The organism is Neobacillus massiliamazoniensis (assembly GCF_001048695.1).
Classification (GTDB): domain Bacteria; phylum Bacillota; class Bacilli; order Bacillales; family Cytobacillaceae; genus Neobacillus; species Neobacillus massiliamazoniensis.
Map to the genome: position 1 here is coordinate 1 of NZ_CVRB01000003.1, position 17,941 is coordinate 17,941.

Annotated in this window: 11 protein-coding genes, 8 tRNA genes, 2 rRNA genes and 1 pseudogene; 21 read left to right on the forward strand and 1 reads right to left on the reverse strand. The window is 40.1% G+C overall.

All coding sequences use genetic code 11. The annotated features are described in order from the left end of the window. From BN1082_RS12755 to BN1082_RS12820, 14 genes and pseudogenes are all read left to right on the forward strand, one after another. Window positions 1-2,694, forward strand: a 23S ribosomal RNA gene (locus BN1082_RS12755); the annotation flags it as partial. A gap of 77 nt (window positions 2,695-2,771) precedes the next feature. After that, a 5S ribosomal RNA gene (gene rrf / locus BN1082_RS12760) occupies window positions 2,772-2,888 on the forward strand. 9 nt (window positions 2,889-2,897) lie between these two features. After that, window positions 2,898-2,972 (forward strand) — tRNA-Gly (locus BN1082_RS12765). Window positions 2,973-2,978: 6 nt separating this feature from the next. Then, a tRNA-Leu gene (locus BN1082_RS12770) sits at window positions 2,979-3,064 on the forward strand. A gap of 15 nt (window positions 3,065-3,079) precedes the next feature. Then, window positions 3,080-3,155: transfer RNA gene (locus tag BN1082_RS12775), tRNA-Ala, on the forward strand. A gap of 18 nt (window positions 3,156-3,173) precedes the next feature. Next, a tRNA-Met gene (locus BN1082_RS12780) sits at window positions 3,174-3,250 on the forward strand. Between the two features lie 18 nt (window positions 3,251-3,268). Continuing rightward, a tRNA-Ser gene (locus BN1082_RS12785) sits at window positions 3,269-3,361 on the forward strand. Between the two features lie 19 nt (window positions 3,362-3,380). Continuing rightward, window positions 3,381-3,465, forward strand: a tRNA-Tyr gene (locus BN1082_RS12790). Between the two features lie 4 nt (window positions 3,466-3,469). After that, window positions 3,470-3,540: transfer RNA gene (locus BN1082_RS12795), tRNA-Trp, on the forward strand. A gap of 30 nt (window positions 3,541-3,570) precedes the next feature. Next, window positions 3,571-3,652 (forward strand) — tRNA-Leu (locus tag BN1082_RS12800). A 176-nt stretch (window positions 3,653-3,828) separates the two neighbouring features. After that, the gene (locus BN1082_RS12805; RefSeq protein WP_245640417.1) at window positions 3,829-4,038 is read left to right on the forward strand and encodes a hypothetical protein; all 210 of its coding nucleotides are present in this window, start codon (window positions 3,829-3,831) and stop codon (window positions 4,036-4,038) included. Between the two features lie 482 nt (window positions 4,039-4,520). Then, window positions 4,521-4,754 carry a hypothetical protein gene (locus tag BN1082_RS12810; RefSeq protein WP_090635016.1) on the forward strand — a complete coding sequence of 78 codons (234 nt, stop codon included), beginning with the start codon at window positions 4,521-4,523 and terminating at the stop codon, window positions 4,752-4,754. A gap of 59 nt (window positions 4,755-4,813) precedes the next feature. After that, window positions 4,814-5,053, forward strand: a complete 240-nt coding sequence (locus BN1082_RS12815) for a hypothetical protein (protein WP_141650861.1) — start codon at window positions 4,814-4,816, stop codon at window positions 5,051-5,053. A gap of 838 nt (window positions 5,054-5,891) precedes the next feature. Beyond that, window positions 5,892-6,172, forward strand: a pseudogene (locus tag BN1082_RS12820) (oxidoreductase); the annotation flags it as partial. A gap of 215 nt (window positions 6,173-6,387) precedes the next feature. On the opposite strand, the gene BN1082_RS12825 reads toward BN1082_RS12820, so the two are convergent. Then, window positions 6,388-7,284 (reverse strand): LysR family transcriptional regulator, encoded by an 897-nt coding sequence (locus BN1082_RS12825; protein ID WP_090635018.1) that lies wholly within the window; start codon window positions 7,282-7,284, stop codon window positions 6,388-6,390. 430 nt (window positions 7,285-7,714) lie between these two features. On the opposite strand from BN1082_RS12825, the gene BN1082_RS12830 reads away from it, so the two are divergent. The 7 genes from BN1082_RS12830 (at window position 7,715) to BN1082_RS12860 (ending at window position 17,939) form a co-directional block, all read left to right on the forward strand. After that, the gene (locus BN1082_RS12830; protein ID WP_176699766.1) at window positions 7,715-8,461 is read left to right on the forward strand and encodes an SDR family NAD(P)-dependent oxidoreductase; all 747 of its coding nucleotides are present in this window, start codon (window positions 7,715-7,717) and stop codon (window positions 8,459-8,461) included. 294 nt (window positions 8,462-8,755) lie between these two features. After that, the gene (locus tag BN1082_RS12835; protein ID WP_090635020.1) at window positions 8,756-11,935 is read left to right on the forward strand and encodes a bifunctional cytochrome P450/NADPH--P450 reductase; all 3,180 of its coding nucleotides are present in this window, start codon (window positions 8,756-8,758) and stop codon (window positions 11,933-11,935) included. Window positions 11,936-12,417: 482 nt separating this feature from the next. Further along, window positions 12,418-13,545 carry a GerAB/ArcD/ProY family transporter gene (locus BN1082_RS12840; protein ID WP_245640418.1) on the forward strand — a complete coding sequence of 376 codons (1,128 nt, stop codon included), beginning with the start codon at window positions 12,418-12,420 and terminating at the stop codon, window positions 13,543-13,545. Beyond that, window positions 13,535-15,058: a spore germination protein gene (locus BN1082_RS12845; RefSeq protein ID WP_090635021.1), complete on the forward strand. Its 1,524-nt coding sequence runs from the start codon at window positions 13,535-13,537 to the stop codon at window positions 15,056-15,058. Before BN1082_RS12840 ends, BN1082_RS12845 begins: the two co-directional genes overlap by 11 nt. Continuing rightward, on the forward strand, window positions 15,058-16,215 hold the full coding sequence (locus BN1082_RS12850; protein WP_090635022.1) for a Ger(x)C family spore germination protein: 1,158 nt from the start codon (window positions 15,058-15,060) through the stop codon (window positions 16,213-16,215). Before BN1082_RS12845 ends, BN1082_RS12850 begins: the two co-directional genes overlap by 1 nt. 243 nt (window positions 16,216-16,458) lie before the next feature. Then, window positions 16,459-17,106 carry a transcriptional regulator CcpN gene (gene ccpN, locus BN1082_RS12855; RefSeq protein WP_218055157.1) on the forward strand — a complete coding sequence of 216 codons (648 nt, stop codon included), beginning with the start codon at window positions 16,459-16,461 and terminating at the stop codon, window positions 17,104-17,106. Window positions 17,107-17,123: 17 nt separating this feature from the next. Beyond that, window positions 17,124-17,939: a pyruvate, water dikinase regulatory protein gene (locus BN1082_RS12860; RefSeq protein WP_090635023.1), complete on the forward strand. Its 816-nt coding sequence runs from the start codon at window positions 17,124-17,126 to the stop codon at window positions 17,937-17,939. Window positions 17,940-17,941: the final 2 nt, after the last annotated feature.

The following is a 17,941-nucleotide window of genomic DNA, read 5'->3' on the forward strand; positions in this document are numbered from 1 at the left end:
AGTAGCGGCGAGCGAAACGGGAACAGCCCAAACCGAAAGGCTTGCCTTTCGGGGTTGTAGGACACTCAACATGGAGTTACAAAGGAACGGGGTAAATGAAGCGATCTGGAAAGGTCCGTCATAGAAGGTAAAAACCCTGTAGTTGAAACTTCGTTCCCTCCTGAGTGGATCCTGAGTACGGCCGGACACGTGAAATCCGGTCGGAAGCAGGGAGGACCATCTCCCAAGGCTAAATACTCCCTAGTGACCGATAGTGAACCAGTACCGTGAGGGAAAGGTGAAAAGCACCCCGGAAGGGGAGTGAAACAGTTCCTGAAACCGTGTGCCTACAAGTAGTCAGAGCCCGTTTATGGGTGATGGCGTGCCTTTTGTAGAATGAACCGGCGAGTTACGATTACATGCAAGGTTAAGTTGAAGAGACGGAGCCGCAGCGAAAGCGAGTCTGAATAGGGCGAATGAGTATGTGGTCGTAGACCCGAAACCAGGTGATCTACCCATGTCCAGGGTGAAGTCCAGGTAACACTGGATGGAGGCCCGAACCCACGCACGTTGAAAAGTGCGGGGATGAGGTGTGGGTAGCGGAGAAATTCCAATCGAACTTGGAGATAGCTGGTTCTCTCCGAAATAGCTTTAGGGCTAGCCTCACGTAGTAAGAGTCTTGGAGGTAGAGCACTGTTTGGACTAGGGGCCCTCATCGGGTTACCGAATTCAGACAAACTCCGAATGCCAAAGACTTATCCGTGGGAGTCAGACTGCGAGTGATAAGATCCGTAGTCAAAAGGGAAACAGCCCAGACCACCAGCTAAGGTCCCAAAGTATACGTTAAGTGGAAAAGGATGTGGAGTTGCTTAGACAACCAGGATGTTGGCTTAGAAGCAGCCACCATTTAAAGAGTGCGTAATAGCTCACTGGTCGAGTGACTCTGCGCCGAAAATGTACCGGGGCTAAACGTATCACCGAAGCTGTGGGTGGACACCGTATGGTGTCCGCGGTAGGAGAGCGTTCTAAGGGCGTTGAAGCAGGATCGGAAGGACCTGTGGAGCGCTTAGAAGTGAGAATGCCGGTATGAGTAGCGAAAGATGAGTGAGAATCTCATCCACCGAATGCCTAAGGTTTCCTGAGGAAGGCTCGTCCGCTCAGGGTTAGTCGGGACCTAAGCCGAGGCCGAAAGGCGTAGGCGATGGACAACAGGTTGATATTCCTGTACCACCTCTTTATCGTTTGAGCAATGGGGGGACGCAGGAGGATAGGGTAAGCGCACTGTCGGATATGTGCGTCTAAGCAGTTAGGCTGGTAATGAGGCAAATCCCATTACCATTAAGGCTGAGCTGTGATAGCGAGGGAAATTTAGTACCGAAGTTCCTGATTCCACACTGCCAAGAAAAGCCTCTAGCGAGATAAAAGGTGCCCGTACCGCAAACCGACACAGGTAGGCGAGGAGAGAATCCTAAGGTGAGCGAGAGAACTCTCGTTAAGGAACTCGGCAAAATGACCCCGTAACTTCGGGAGAAGGGGTGCTTTTTTGGGTGTTAAAGCCCGGAAGAGCCGCAGTGAATAGGCCCAGGCGACTGTTTAGCAAAAACACAGGTCTCTGCGAAGCCGCAAGGCGAAGTATAGGGGCTGACGCCTGCCCGGTGCTGGAAGGTTAAGAGGAGGGGTTAGCGCAAGCGAAGCTCTGAATCGAAGCCCCAGTAAACGGCGGCCGTAACTATAACGGTCCTAAGGTAGCGAAATTCCTTGTCGGGTAAGTTCCGACCCGCACGAAAGGCGTAACGATCTGGGCACTGTCTCAACGAGAGACTCGGTGAAATTATAGTACCTGTGAAGATGCAGGTTACCCGCGACAGGACGGAAAGACCCCATGGAGCTTTACTGTAGCCTGATATTGAATTTTGGTACAGCTTGTACAGGATAGGTAGGAGCCTGAGAAGCCGGAGCGCCAGCTTCGGTGGAGGCGTCGGTGGGATACTACCCTGGCTGTATTGAAATTCTAACCCGCACCCCTGATCGGGGTGGGAGACAGTGTCAGGTGGGCAGTTTGACTGGGGCGGTCGCCTCCTAAAGAGTAACGGAGGCGCCCAAAGGTTCCCTCAGAATGGTTGGAAATCATTCGCAGAGTGTAAAGGCACAAGGGAGCTTGACTGCGAGACCTACAAGTCGAGCAGGGACGAAAGTCGGGCTTAGTGATCCGGTGGTTCCGCATGGAAGGGCCATCGCTCAACGGATAAAAGCTACCCTGGGGATAACAGGCTTATCTCCCCCAAGAGTCCACATCGACGGGGAGGTTTGGCACCTCGATGTCGGCTCATCGCATCCTGGGGCTGTAGTCGGTCCCAAGGGTTGGGCTGTTCGCCCATTAAAGCGGTACGCGAGCTGGGTTCAGAACGTCGTGAGACAGTTCGGTCCCTATCCGTCGTGGGCGCAGGAAATTTGAGAGGAGCTGTCCTTAGTACGAGAGGACCGGGATGGACGCACCGCTGGTGTACCAGTTGTCTTGCCAAAGGCATCGCTGGGTAGCTATGTGCGGACGGGATAAGTGCTGAAAGCATCTAAGCATGAAGCCCCCCTCAAGATGAGATTTCCCATAGCGCAAGCTAGTAAGATCCCTGAAAGATGATCAGGTTGATAGGTCAGAGGTGGAAGCGTGGTAACATGTGGAGCTGACTGATACTAATCGATCGAGGACTTAACCAAGTCATTAAGGCTTACTCGTTCTAACTTATTTCTTCTATATTATCTAGTTTTGAGGGAATGATCCCTTAAGTACATAGTCTGGTGGCGAAAGCGAGAAGGTCACACCCGTTCCCATACCGAACACGGAAGTTAAGCTTCTCAGCGCCGATGGTAGTTGGGGGCTATCCCCCTGTGAGAGTAGGACGTTGCCAGGCACTTATTATGCGGAAGTAGTTCAGTGGTAGAACACCACCTTGCCAAGGTGGGGGTCGCGGGTTCGAATCCCGTCTTCCGCTCCAATTCTTGCCGGGGTGGCGGAACTGGCAGACGCACAGGACTTAAAATCCTGCGGTAGGTGACTACCGTACCGGTTCGATTCCGGTCCTCGGCATTCTTAATATTTTTTGGGGCCTTAGCTCAGCTGGGAGAGCGCCTGCTTTGCACGCAGGAGGTCAGCGGTTCGATCCCGCTAGGCTCCACCATAATTCAATTTTATATTTGGCGGTGTAGCTCAGCTGGCTAGAGCGTACGGTTCATACCCGTAAGGTCGGGGGTTCGATCCCCTCCGCCGCTACCAAATGTTTATCTAAATAATGGAGGAATACCCAAGTCCGGCTGAAGGGATCGGTCTTGAAAACCGACAGGCGGGTTAAACCGCGCGGGGGTTCGAATCCCTCTTCCTCCGCCATATTTTTTTTGCCCTTTTTGGAGGGGTAGCGAAGTGGCTAAACGCGGCGGACTGTAAATCCGCTCCCTCAGGGTTCGGCGGTTCGAATCCGTCCCCCTCCACCACTATAGGGGTATAGTTTAAAGGTAGAACGAAGGTCTCCAAAACCTTTGGTGTGGGTTCAATTCCTACTACCCCTGTTTTAAATATGTCTTAGTTTATTCAATTTTGCCGGTGTGGCGGAATTGGCAGACGCGCACGACTCAAAATCGTGTTCCGTGAGGAGTGTCGGTTCGACCCCGACCACCGGTATCAAAAAGTTACGAAAGAAAAACGAGAATGCTCGTCATATCAACGTTTTTAGCGTTCCTGCTACGGTGGGGGCGCTTTTTTCTTTGCCCTAAAAACTGTCTACGAATAAGTTCAAATCTGACGCACCTGTTAAAACGCAGTGGAGGTCGAATGAATCGATGAGCAGGAGAAAAAACGTGTTAGATCAACGAGAATTACGGATTATGGAGATGAAGGTGAAGACATACGTAGAGTCGTGTGCATCAGCGTTGGATTTATTTATAAAGGACTGTGAGGTACGTAATTTACGTCCGCACACCATTCGTAACTATCAGATTGAAATCTATGCGTGTTTGAACCAACAAAGGGAACAGGGGGATTTGAATCGTTGTCTCCAGTTGAGATAACACAGGTGCATATTAGAGAGAAATGTGATTGCTTATATACGTCAACAAAAGGGTTTACGGATTGTAACAATTAAAACACGCTTGCGAGCGTTCTTTAACTATCTGTATAAGACGAAGCATATTCCACATAATCCGATTGACAGCATAAGGTTGCTGAAAGACAGAAAGACCGTCATAGCGACTTTTTCAGCAGAACAGCTGAATAAACTGATTAAGCACCCAGACCTTAGGACGTTCACAGGAGTACGTGATTACACGAAACTATTTCTTATAACACCCCTTCTCAAAAGTCACCCCTATGTTTATACACTTAATGCCTAGTGGCTTACGGAAATGGATATGAAAACATGGAATCCCAACTGTTAATTAAAAAAGTATATTTAAAATATCAATATATACAAGCAATATAGCCCTCGCTGAATAATATTTATCAAGTCCATATCACAATTATGGATAAAAAAATATTAATAGGAGTGAACAATATGTCATGGCATGATCATTGTAATCGAGATAGTTTTCGTTGGGCTGCTTCAGTATGTGATTCCGTACCAGCAGGAGGAGTTAGCCTACGATCGCAGTCAGCGGATAATCCAATAAAGCGTCCAAGACGGGAAATGACGGGTCTAGTACAACCGCTGGAAAGGCAAATGGAGATGGAACGAATACGCAAGGAAATTTTTAGTACGTCCAAGAGAAGAAGAAGAGGCTTTATGTAGAGAAGTAGAACGACAAGGAGTACCATCTAGAGAGTTAGAAGAAATCCGACGAGCAATGCGTGGTCCTGCCCGCTAAGAAGGAAACGAACCAAACCTTGGAGAAAAGCTACGGGAAAGACAAGAAGGCGAACGGAGATAGTGAGTTCAAAGACATGCTGATTATCGAAGATACTGTGACACCGGAGGTCGCTGTGAAAGTACCGAAAGCACATATCGAGATAGCCGTTATAGCATTATTACAAGCGGACTATAAAAGGGCTCGTTTCTTTTGTCAGTTAATGGATCAACGTAGGAGGTAGACACCCTATCACAAGAGGAAGGGGGGCGTTCATATAGCATTATGCCAGGTGTTGAAGAACATGGGCGAAAAATCACGAAACCTTGACAAGGCGATCGTAGTACCGCCCCCTCCGTCTCAATGAAATCTGTTCGTATATATAACCAATTACGTTTAAAAATTTTGCTGTAAAATCGTAAACTCGGGGTCTATTCATCAATGTCCATAGGTGATAAATGTATGCCAACAGGTGATCGTGCGAATGGACTTTTTCGATTTCGGCAGTGGAATGTAAGAAAACGTTGAATGGACTGCATATCTCGTAATTTATTTCGTAAATTAAACTTTTAGCACGACTCAAAATCGTGTTCCGTGAGGAGTGTCAATTCGACCCCGACCACCGGTATTTTTAGAAAAATAACGATAATTTTAAAAAAGTATAAATGCTAACAAACGTTGATCTATCAACATTTGTTAGCATTTTTCTTTTTTCGAGAACACGATAAAAAACGATAAGAATTGATTTTATTTTACACAGATTTTACACAAGAGAAAATTGTCAGATGGTATGTTCCTTACTTTAATATCGATTTATTTGAATCAAAATAGAATGATCTCCCATATATTAAGGAAGTTCCATTTACTTACTTTGTTAGAATCCTCTCCAGTTGATTAAGGAATGAATTTTCTATTATATTAAATATCCTGTAACAATTTACGACTAAAAAACGCATATCTGAAATGATATCCAGATATGCGTAATTAATCAGTTCGTTAATATCTATCCGTAACTATTATGAAAACAATGATATCCAGACGATATTAGTTAAGCATTTTTTCAAATATATTCGTGGTGAAAAGTATCACGATTTAGAAAGCCTTTTGATATACCTGAAGAAATGAGTATCGCCAATATTAAAGAAGTCATCGGCCGCCAATATGCACAAGCTGCAATAAATGCGGTGAAGGGGTTTTGACGGAGTTGAAGTGCACGGTGCCCACGGATTTAATTGATTAATTTAATTCAGATATTTCCAATCACCGGACAGATAGATATGGAGGAGATCTTGCAGGCAGACTAACATTTATGAAAGAAGTCTTAAAAGTAGTTATTGATGCAGTGGGAGCTAATCGTACACTTTTCACTAACTGGGTGCGATTCTTGAATAAAGAAGGATCGTTTTTTATTATTCAAGTAACGGGGCACGTTTAAGGACAATCCTTCGTAAAGTTATAGAAAAAGCCCATCTTTAAATTATTATCCCCTCCAAGTATAGTCTAACACGCACTTATGAAAAGTGGGATTTTTACACTATCTACTTAGGGGGGATAATTTCATGAATACCAGCTTCTCTATTAATTCCTTTTTAAATCGGATAAAAGGTAACTCGTAAATTGTTCTATAATATTAGATACCTCCTCATTTTTTCTGGTTAATCTCCAGAGGTAATTTGAAAGAGTAGTGTGTTCATTGATTGAAATCGTTATTACTTTATTTCTTATATGAGAAGGCAATGAGTGAACAATATAATTTGTTGCAATGGTTATTGCATTCCCATGAACAACCATTTGTAATAACGCATCCAGATTATTAGATATTAAAGCAATTCTATTCGGTAGGTCATCCAAAAATAGTTTTTCAGCAATTATTTTTACATAAGGGTCATTGTATAAAACAATCGTTTCATTTTTTAGGTCATCACCCGAAATACTATTGTTAAACCGTAATGCAGAGCTTTTGGGTACCACCAGCACTGCTTCATCTCGCATTACTGGATCCCAACTTAAAGTCTTATCATGATTATCCGTACCAAATGATACAAATCCCATATCGGCATGTCCATTCTTAACTTGATCTAGAACTACAGTAGTATCTCCTTCCACCATTTGAACATTTATATAGGGATATATCTTTCGGAAATCCAAAGTAGTGTTTACTACTTGTCGAACCATACCTGGGATTGTGGCAATGATTATATTGCCATGTTTTATATTTTTCGATAAAGAAATATCATATTTCATTTTATCGACAGTTTTTAGAATGGTAATAGCATGTTGAATGACTTTTTTTCCTTCCGTTGTTGGAACGACACCTTTCCTTGAACGAGAAAAAAGTGATACCTCCAATTCGGTCTCTAACTGACTGATCGATATACTTATGGTAGGAACTGTCATTCCGTTCTTTTTTGCTGCTTCTGTAAAAGAGCCTAGCTCTCCTACATCGACGAGGTATTGAAGTTGTATTATATTCATTTTCCTTCACCTTGAATAATATTTAAATCTGATTAGTTTTTCTTAAATTTATTTTAACAAAAATTTATGTTAGGATACATATGTACCTCGATTAAAAGAAGGACTAATTATCTGATAAATAAAGACTTTAATAAAAGTAATATTAAGCGATTAAGTATTTAACTATTAAGGTAAATACTTAGTCGCTTTTTACGTTTTAGAAAGAGAAAAGCCATGAATTTAAAAGCCAAATACACATTCATTTATAGTTAAATAAAATTTAATGGTATTTAAATTTAATTAAATTTATTTTATGTAATATCTTTGTTACGATATATATTACCTCATTTAATATTCTAAATAAATAGATTTTAGATTCTAAAGTGGCTGTTTTAAAAGTAAAAAGACTTATGTAATCAAAGATAATTAATCTTGAAAAGGAGAGGACATTATGTTATCAAGAGTAGCTGTTATCACAGGTGGAGCAAGTGGAATAGGAAGAGAAACAGCTTTAAAGTTTGCTAAAAAAGGTGATCGAGTCGTAGTTGCTGACTTTAATGAAGTAATTGGAAAACAAACAGTTGATTTAATTAAATCGAATGGTGGAGAAGCCATTTTTGTAAAAACAGATGTTTCAAATTATGAGGATGTAGAAGCTTTAGTTGATAAGGCTGTTGAAACGTATGGCAGAATCGATGTTATGTTTAATAACGCCGGGATTGGCCGCATTACCCCAGTACTAGATCAAAATTTGGAAGATTATCATAGTGTGATCAATGTCAATCAACATGGTGTAGCTTATGGAATTATAGCTGCGGGAAAGAAAATGCGGGAATTAAATATTAATGGAGTAATAATTAATACAGCATCTGTATTCGGGTTCTTAGCATCTCCTGGTACATTTGCCTATCATGCCACTAAGGGAGCTGTAATCATGATGACCAAGTCTGCAGCCCTTGAACTTGCAGAATATGGAATCCGAGTGGTAGCGATCGCTCCAGGTGTTGTCGATACGCCTATCATTCAAGGGTATAAAGATAGTGGAGTAATAGACTCTATGAAGGCTAAGGTTATGGGGAATAAATTGACTCAGCCCGAACAGATTGCGAATACAGTTTATCTTATTTCATTAGAAGAAGCAAGCGCGGTTAATGGCAGTGTTATCATGGCAGATGAAGGATATGCTTCTTTTAAATAGAATGGTAAATATATCAGTAATACTAACCTATGAAACGATTGGATGAATTTAGATTTATTCTTCTTTTTTATGAGCATGAAAAAAAGGCAAATTCCTAACAAAAAAACGGAGTGATTACTCACTCTGTTAACATTTCATAAAGTAAAGGTGAGAGCTATAAAAAAAGGAAACGTGAAATGATTCTCCATGAGGCAATTGTTCTTTTTAAATAGAACAATTATGGACAAACATTCTTAACAATTTTAAAGAAAAAAGCAAAAATGTTAATCATCGATTGAGAAAGGATTGTTTTTAATGAAAGATACAAGTATTATTCCTGAACCTAAAACATTTGGTCCACTTGGTAATTTACCTCTTATAGATGTGGATAAACCCACTTTATCACTTATGAAATTAGCAGAGGAGTATGGCCCCATTTTTCAATTTAGTACTCCTAGGGATCGCTCTATAATGGTTTCTGATCATAAATTAGTAGCGGAAGTTTGCAATCAGTCCCGTTTTGATAAAAGTATTGAAGGAGCTTTAGAAAAGGTCCGCGCCTTTTCTGGAGACGGATTATTTACAAGTTGGACACACGAGTCTAACTGGAAAAAAGCTCATAATATCCTTACTTCTTCTTTTAGTCAACGAGCTATGAAAGGTTACCATTCCATGATGGTAGATATTGCTGTTCAACTTGTTCAAAAATGGGCTCGTCTTAATCCTGGTGAGAGTGTTAACGTACCAGAAGACATGACTAGGCTGACTTTGGATACCATTGGTTTATGCGGCTTTAACTATCGTTTTAATAGTTACTATCGGGAAACACCTCATCCCTTTATAACTAGTATGGTTCGTGCACTTGATGAATCCATGCATCAAACGTTGGATAAATCAGATGAAGCAATGATGAGAACCAAGCGTCAATTTCAACACGATATTCAAGTGATGTTTTCTCTAGTAGACAATATTATAAAAGAACGTAAAGAAAACGGGAATCAAGAAGAAAAGGATTTATTGTCTCTTATGCTAAATGGAAGTGATCCAGAAACAGGAGAGAAACTAAGTGATGAAAATATTCGTTTTCAAATCATTACGTTTTTAATAGCTGGACACGAAACGACAAGTGGCTTGTTGTCTTTCGCTATTTATTTTTTAATGAAGAACCCTGATAAATTGAAAAAAGCGTATGAAGAAGTAGATCAAGTATTAAATGGAGAAATTCCAACCTATAAACAAGTTTTGCAGCTTAAATATATTCGAATGATTTTAAACGAATCATTGCGTTTATGGCCAACAGCTCCAGGTTTTAGCCTTTATGCAAAAGAAGCTACGGTAATTGGAGGGAAGTACCATATAAAAGAAGGAGAAAAGGTAAAAGTCCTTATCCCTCAGTTGCATCGTGACAAAGGAGCATGGGGAGATGACGTGGAAGACTTCCGCCCCGAAAGGTTTGAGGATCCATATAAAGTTCCTCACGATGCTTATAAACCATTTGGGAACGGCCAACGAGCATGTATTGGAATGCAGTTTGCGCTTCATGAGGCTACTCTGGTACTGGGAATGCTTCTCCAACATTTTGAGTTCAATGATTATACGAATTATCAGCTGGACATCAAACAAACGCTAACGCTAAAACCAAGCGATTTTATGATACAGGTTAAGTCTCGAAATCGGACTGCTATTGGTTCCTCTATTTTGAGACCTAATGTAGAAGCAACAGGTGATCGCAAAGAAGAACAGGAAGGTCAAAATACTTCGATTATAGGAGTAAATAACCGTCCGCTGCTTGTTCTTTACGGCTCCGATACCGGTACGGCAGAAGGAGTTGCAAAAGAACTTGCGGACACAGCAAGTTTACATGGCGTTCGAACGGAAGTAAAAGCCCTTAACGATCGGATTGGCAACTTACCAAAAGAAGGGGCAGTTATCGTTGTTACTTCTTCTTATAACGGAAAGCCGCCAAGCAATGCAGGTCAGTTCGTACAATGGCTGGAGGAAATAAAACGAGGTGAGCTTATAGGTGTTCATTATGCGGTGTTTGGCTGTGGAGACCATAACTGGGCAAGTACATTTCAGTATGTACCTAGATTTATAGATGAGCAACTTGCTCAAAAAGGTGCAACTAGATTTTCAGAACGTGGGGAGGCCGATGCAAGTGGAGACTTTGAAGAGCAGTTCGACCAGTGGAAACACAGAATGTGGCTGGATGCTGCCAAAACTTTTGGATTAGAGCTTAACGAAAATGTGGAGAAGGTAAGAAACACCTTAAGTCTTCAGTTTGTCAAAGGTCTTGGAGGATTCCCTTTAGCTCAGAAATATGAAGCGGTTAATGCATCTGTTGTAGAAAGCCGTGAACTCCAATCAGCTGACAGTGATCGAAGTACTCGGCATATTGAGATAGCATTACCACAAGGAGCTAGTTATCAGGAAGGAGACCACCTTGGGGTGCTACCAAGTAACAGCCGGGAAAATGTCAACCGAATTTTAAAACGCTTTGGATTAAATGGGAATGATCAAGTCATACTGACTGCAAGCGGACGGAGCGAAGCTCACTTGCCTTTGGATCGTCCTGTTAGTTTATATGACCTTCTTAGCTATAGTGTTGAGGTGCAGGAAGCAGCAACTCGGGCACAATTACGGGAACTGGCATCGTTTACGGTTTGCCCTCCACACAAAGTTGAATTGGAAGCTTTAATGGAAGAGGGAATATATGAAGAGCAAGTACTAAAGAAACGCATTTCAATGTTGGATTTTCTTGAAAAGTATGAAGCATGTGAAATACCGTTTGAACGGTTTTTAGAACTTTTACGCCCACTAAAACCTCGGTATTATTCCATTTCGAGTTCTCCTCGTGTGAACCAGAATCGCTGTAGCATTACAGTCGGCGTGGTTCGGACCCCAGCTTGGAGCGGCCAAGGGGAATATCGCGGAGTGGCATCTAATTACTTGGCGGACCGCAATGTAGGGGAAGATGTTTTACTATTCGTTCGCACACCGGAATCTAGATTCCAGCTTCCTGAAAATTCTGAGACCCCGATCATTATGGTAGGACCTGGTACAGGAGTCGCACCTTTCCGAGGTTTCCTGCAGGCGCGCTCTGCCATGAAGCATGAGGGAAAAACACTGGGTGAAGCCCATCTTTATTTTGGATGTAAAAATGAAGCTGATTTTATCTACCGTGAAGAGCTGGAGCAGTATGAAAAAGAGGGAGTTGTCAATCTTCATACGGCCTTTTCTCGTATGAAAGATAAACCTAAAACCTATGTCCAACACTTGATGGCACAGAATGCTGAGGAGTTAATCCGCATTTTGGATCAAGGAGGACGGCTTTATATATGCGGCGATGGTAGCAAGATGGCACCGGAAGTGGAGTGGACTTTGCAAAAAGTTTATCAATCAGTTCACAGGGTTGGAGAACAGGAAGCCCAAAAATGGATGGAAAAGCTTCAGGCGGACGGAACCTATGCAAAAGACGTCTGGGCAGGCATTTAAACACTAAAAACTTAGCATGAACATCTATTTGAAAAGAATCAAGGATGAAATCACAATGGTTTCATCCTTTTTATTAATGAAAATAATAACGAGAATGTGATGAATTGTACTTAAGCTCCATGAAAATAAATATCTGTAACTGATTAAAACATAATAATCGCTATCAATGTGGCTTAATCAAAACAACCCCAGTTCAATACCAGGATTGCTCATTAGTTGTATAGATGCTTTTTTTAAACTTTCCGTTGAATAGGCACAGTTCACTTTTGCAAAGCGATTTTTAACCTAATTTAGCCACAATACGAAGAGCTGTACCATAATTAAACTGTTATGTATAAGAGTTGTAGGTTAATTGAATTGATTGCTCTTTAATCATTACTTTTCTAAAAATAATGATTAAAGAGCAATTTTCGTTTAAATATAATGCTTTGATGAGTATGCTATTTCGAACCCTCATCGAATAATGAATAGAAATAAATTAGATGCTAAAAATATCTATCATTAAAGAGGTGATTACGATAAAAAGTTCGGATTCCATTTCAAATTTGCAATTAGTGCTACTTATTATAACTGTTACTGGTTTAAATAATCATGTCTTTATTATTTCGCCATTGATTCAGACGGCAGGGAGGGACGCATGGTTAGCTGTATTTGTAACGTTAATTTTAATACTACTATGGTGTTTACTCCTATTTTATATTCACAGGAAGGTGAATGGAGAGCATATATTTAAGTGGCTTAGAGGTTATGCAGGAAGCTGGGTCAGCAATTTTTTTGTTTTTATTATTATTCTTTACTTTACGATTATGGCAGCAGTTACATTAAAAGAAATGATCACCTTTATTAATATTACATTTCTACCAGAGACGCCATTATTTTTTTTGACATTGCTCTTTGGGTTCCTGTGTTGGTTTTTGGCGGACACTTCTCTGCGCACCATAAGCATTATTAATGCTTTTCTATTATTTTTTATTGTTATTTTCGGTTTTTTTGTAGCAATTGGAAATTTTCAATTTAAAAACTATTCACTGCTACTCCCGTTTCTAGAGCATGGATATAAGCCTGTTATGAAAAGTTTGATTTTCCAAGCATCCGGAATGGTAGAATTGATCCTATTTATATTTTTGCAACATAAGACGGAAGATCCCTTTCGCTTTCGTCATTTTGCGGTTACAGCTATTCTTTTAACTGTACTTACCCTTGGACCTCTTATTGGAGCAATTGTTGAATTTGGACCTACAGAAGCATCTAAACAACGTTTTCCTCCCTATGAAGAATGGGGGCTCCTTTCGTTGGGCAACTATGTGGAACATGTAGATTTTTTATCTGTTTACCAGTGGCTTTCAGGAACATTTATTAGAATTTCATTATTCGTATACGTCTCAAAAGAGATCATTCCGGTTGAAAAGAGTCAGAGATGGCTCCTTATTTCCATCTTAGTAGCAATTGTCATCATGGCATTAGTGCCTATTAGTGATTTCAAATACTCGGAAATATTAAAATTCGTCATTTTACCGGCCACAGTTTGGTTTGTTCTAGCCTTATCTATTTTCCTCGGCTTTTTAGTAGCTATATTGAAAAAAAGATGGAGGTCAACAGATGTGGTATAAGAGAAATTTTAGTAAAAAAGGTCACAAGTCAACGAGTGGATCTAAATCGCGGAGAGAAAAATCAAATAAATTAACGGAGCTTACTGAGCAGACACTTCGGGAACTTTTTAAAGAATGCACGGATGTAAAATTTGTCTCTCTTCAATTTCACAATTACACGGTGATGCTAACTTACTGTGTAGGAATGGTTAAAAATGACACCCTATACAATGTAATTCCACAACAACTTAGCTCTTTTTTTTCAGACCTAAATAGTAGACTGACTAAAGAAGAAATACTTGAAAGGCTCCATCTACCTTCCCTCAGCTGTATTGAAAACAAAGAACAAGCAATTTCAGAAATATTCGCTGGTAAATTATTTTTAGACTTTGGAATAGAAGGCACCATTTTTTCGGTTGATATTTCAGACCGTCCTCAGAGAAATCCAGATGAATCAAAAACAGAAATTAGTCTATTAGGTCCAAGGGACAATTTTATCGAGGATATTACAGTAAACATGGCTCTTATTCGAAAGCGTCTAAGAACAAATTCACTCGTTAATGAAATGTTTGAATTAGGAAGGAGAACGAAGACTAAGGTCGCAGTATTGTATATAAATGATATTGCTAATCAGGAAATTCTTCAGCAGATTAAAGAAAAACTAACGGATATTGATATAGATGGTCTCATAAATGGAACCCAATTAGAAGAATTAATGAACGATAAGGCATATGCATTATTTCCACGGCACGCCTATACAGGGCGTCCAGATTTTGTTGTCGATTCACTTTTAAACGGTCGATTCGTTATTCTGCTGGATGGTGTCTCATATGCTTATGTGACTCCAATTAATTTGTTTTATCTTCTTAAAAGTGCAGAGGATAAAGAATTTACTTATGTGTATAGCACCTTTGAAAGATTGATGCGAATTGTCGGGTTAGCTGTAGCGACATTCCTCCCAGGATTTTTTGTGGCGCTAACAGCTTTCCATCAAAATCAGCTTCCTCTAACTTTTTTAGCTACGGTTGTAGAATCAAGGAGAGGTGTTCCTCTTCCTTCCTCTTTAGAGGCGATATTGATGCTTCTTTTGTTTGAGTTATTTAGAGAAGCTGGGATGCGTCTCCCATTAGCTGTCGGCCAAACCTTGAGTGTGATAGGTGGTTTAATTATCGGTGATGCAGCAATTAGGGCAGGCTTAACAAGCCCTGCAATGCTTGTTGTTATAGCAGGATCGACAATTGCCACATTTACTTTAATCAACCAGTCCTTGGTGGGAACTATTTCCTTAATTCGATTTTTTGTTATCATTTTGGTTTCATTTTTTGGATTTTTTGGATTTTTTTCGTCCATTTTTTTTGTAGGAGTTTATATCGCTAAAATTCGCATTTTTGGAGTACCATATTTAGCAGTTGCATCCAGAATTGAGTGGAAGAACATTATCAAATCATTATTTCGTTTACCTGAGCAAAAAAAAGGAGGAAGAGCCGGACTTCTCAATCCTATCGACTCAACTCGAAAAGAAGGCGAATCGTGATGAAACAAATTGTTTTAAAAAAGATCTTTATTTTGTTGACGATCTTACCATTAGCTGGTTGTTGGGATACAAATGAACCGGAGAGATTGGTATATGCTCATGGATTGGGCATCGATTATAAGGATGGAGAATATCGTATTTATCTACAAATTATTAATTTACGTTTATTAGCTAAAGCAGAAGTAAGCAGCGGTGGAGCTGAAGTAAAGGTTGAATTAGGAAATGCTAAGGGAAAAACAGTGGATGAGGCTGTTAATAATTTATATCATAGCTCACAAAGAGTGATTTTCTGGGGGCACCTTTCCTTTCTTGTCTTCACGGAAGAGGCGTTAAAACATAGTACCATTAAAGGGACAATTGACTTATTAGATCGGTACCGTGAGACGCGTTATCGTATTTGGGTATTTACGACAAATGATCCATTATCGAAATTACTAGTTTCAATTCCTATACTTGATATGTCAACAGTTTTATCACGATTAAGTGATCCAAAAGCTTCGTTTGCACAAAGTTCAATTATTCGTCCCATTGATATGAGAGAATTGCTAATCTCTCTTAACGAACCTGGGCATGAAGTCGTTCTCCCATTTTTAACAATTGACAAAGATCAATGGACAACAGACAAGGGTCCCCATAATGCTATCAAATCGAATGGTTTAGCTGTTGTGACAAAGAATAAATTAAAGGGGATCCTTACTATTCCACAATCGAAAGGATTTAGGTGGATCAGCAAAGAATTTGTTCGAGATCAGCTCAGTGTTAATAGTAAACGATATTCCACTATTGACCTTTTGATAGAAAAGAAAAAAATAAAGGTAGAGCCAGTAATTAGCGATGGAAACATATCTTTTACGATTAAGGTAAAGGCAAAAGCGATCTTGGATCAAGTAAATTTATACATCAATCGTCAAATTGTATCGTCCGAAGTAGAAGAAGTAATAAAAAAGGAAATTATGAAAACCTATTTAGAGGGGCTTGCTATTGATTCAGATATTTATCGACTTTCAGAAGTACTCTACAGAAAAAACGTACACATTTGGAAAAAGGTCGAACATAATGGGAAAATCCCTTTAACGAAGGAATCCATTCGGAAAATAAGTGTTTCAGTGAATATTGTAAACGGATCGAAGCAGCGTCAAGAACCTACATTAGAATAATCACAAACATAATAAAGCAATGTACATATTATATATCCCATTTTTTATAAAAAGAAAAAACATACCTGAAATAAAAATCCTTCCTATTAACAAGGGGGGATTTTTTATTTGTTCAAAATTTGGTCATAAAAAAATAGAGATTTATGTTTCACTATTTCGTTAAATGTAATATACTATATTCAAATGAGTATAACACATTTACATTAAGCTATATAAATGTAACACAATTAAAGTGGGTAGGGGGTGATTGGAATTAAACTAACGAATCGCCAAGATGAAATCCTTAAAATTGTTAAAGAAAGCGGGCCCATTACGGGGAAGCAGATTGCAGAAAAATTATCTTTAACAAGAGCGGCATTAAGACCGGACTTAGCTATTTTAACAATGGCAGGTAATTTGGATGCAAGGCCGCGGGTCGGTTATTTTTATAACCATAAACGTGATGGTAAGCGTCATGCGGAAAATTTTTTACACCAAAAGGTAGCTGATTATAAAGCTCACCCTATTGTGGTAGAAAAATCAACATCTGTCTATGATGCGATCGTACAGCTATTTTTAGAGGATGTTGGCACATTATATGCCGTTGATGGACTAGGGCATTTAGCAGGGGTCATTTCGAGGAAGGATTTACTTAGAACCGCAATTGGATCAAACAATCTTCATGAATTGCCAGTCAGTGTGATCATGACGAGAATGCCCAATATTATTACAATCGAACCACAAGAAACTTTGCTCCAGGCTGCCAAGAAACTAATTGAAAATCATATTGACTCATTACCTGTAGTAAAGGAAGTGGAGAATCAAAGGAATACATATTTACTAGTAGGTAGAATTACGAAAACGACAATCACTCGTGCATATTTAGAAATAATGGATGAAAAGTCTGGCTAAGGAAAGGGGAAGCAGTATTGGTTCAAAGAGAAGTTGTCTATGTCATCTCTGACTCTGTTGGTGAAACAGCTGAGTTTGTTGTAAAAGCAGTGGCAACACAATTTAATGGGGGTCAAGTAGAAATCCGACGGAGTTCATATGTGGATGACTTTGAAGATATTGAGGATGTGATAGCCTTAGCCAAAAAAGGAAATTCAATTGTCGCATATACACTTGTCATTCCATCTTTAAAAGAATATCTTGACCAACGAGCAAATGAAGAGGGAATATTAGCGGTTGATTTACTTAGCCCGTTAATGAACGCCTTTGTCACAAAATTTAACAAAGAACCTAATCATCGCCCGGGGTTAATGCGAAAATTGGATGAAGAGTACTTCCGGAAAATTGAAGCAATTGAATTTGCCGTAAAATATGATGACGGCCGTGACCCTCGAGGAATCAAAATGGCAGACATTGTTATAACGGGGGTTTCGAGAACGTCTAAAACCCCGCTATCGATGTATTTAGCACATCAGGGGTTTAGGGTCGCCAATGTACCGTTAGTTCCGGAGGTTCCGCCACCTGATGAATTATATGAGGTACCCCGCAAAAATTGTATCGGCTTAGTCATTTCGCCGGATAAATTAAACGGAATACGCATTGAACGCTTGAAAGCATTAGGTCTAGCTTCACGGGCCAATTATGCGAGCTTTGAGCGAATCCTTGAAGAATTGGAATATGCCGAAAAAATTATGAAACGAGTCGGCTGTCCGGTAATCGATGTTTCCAATAAAGCAGTAGAAGAAACAGCTGGTTTAATTTTAGATGTTTTAAAAAAAGAGAGGAGCAAATAAAC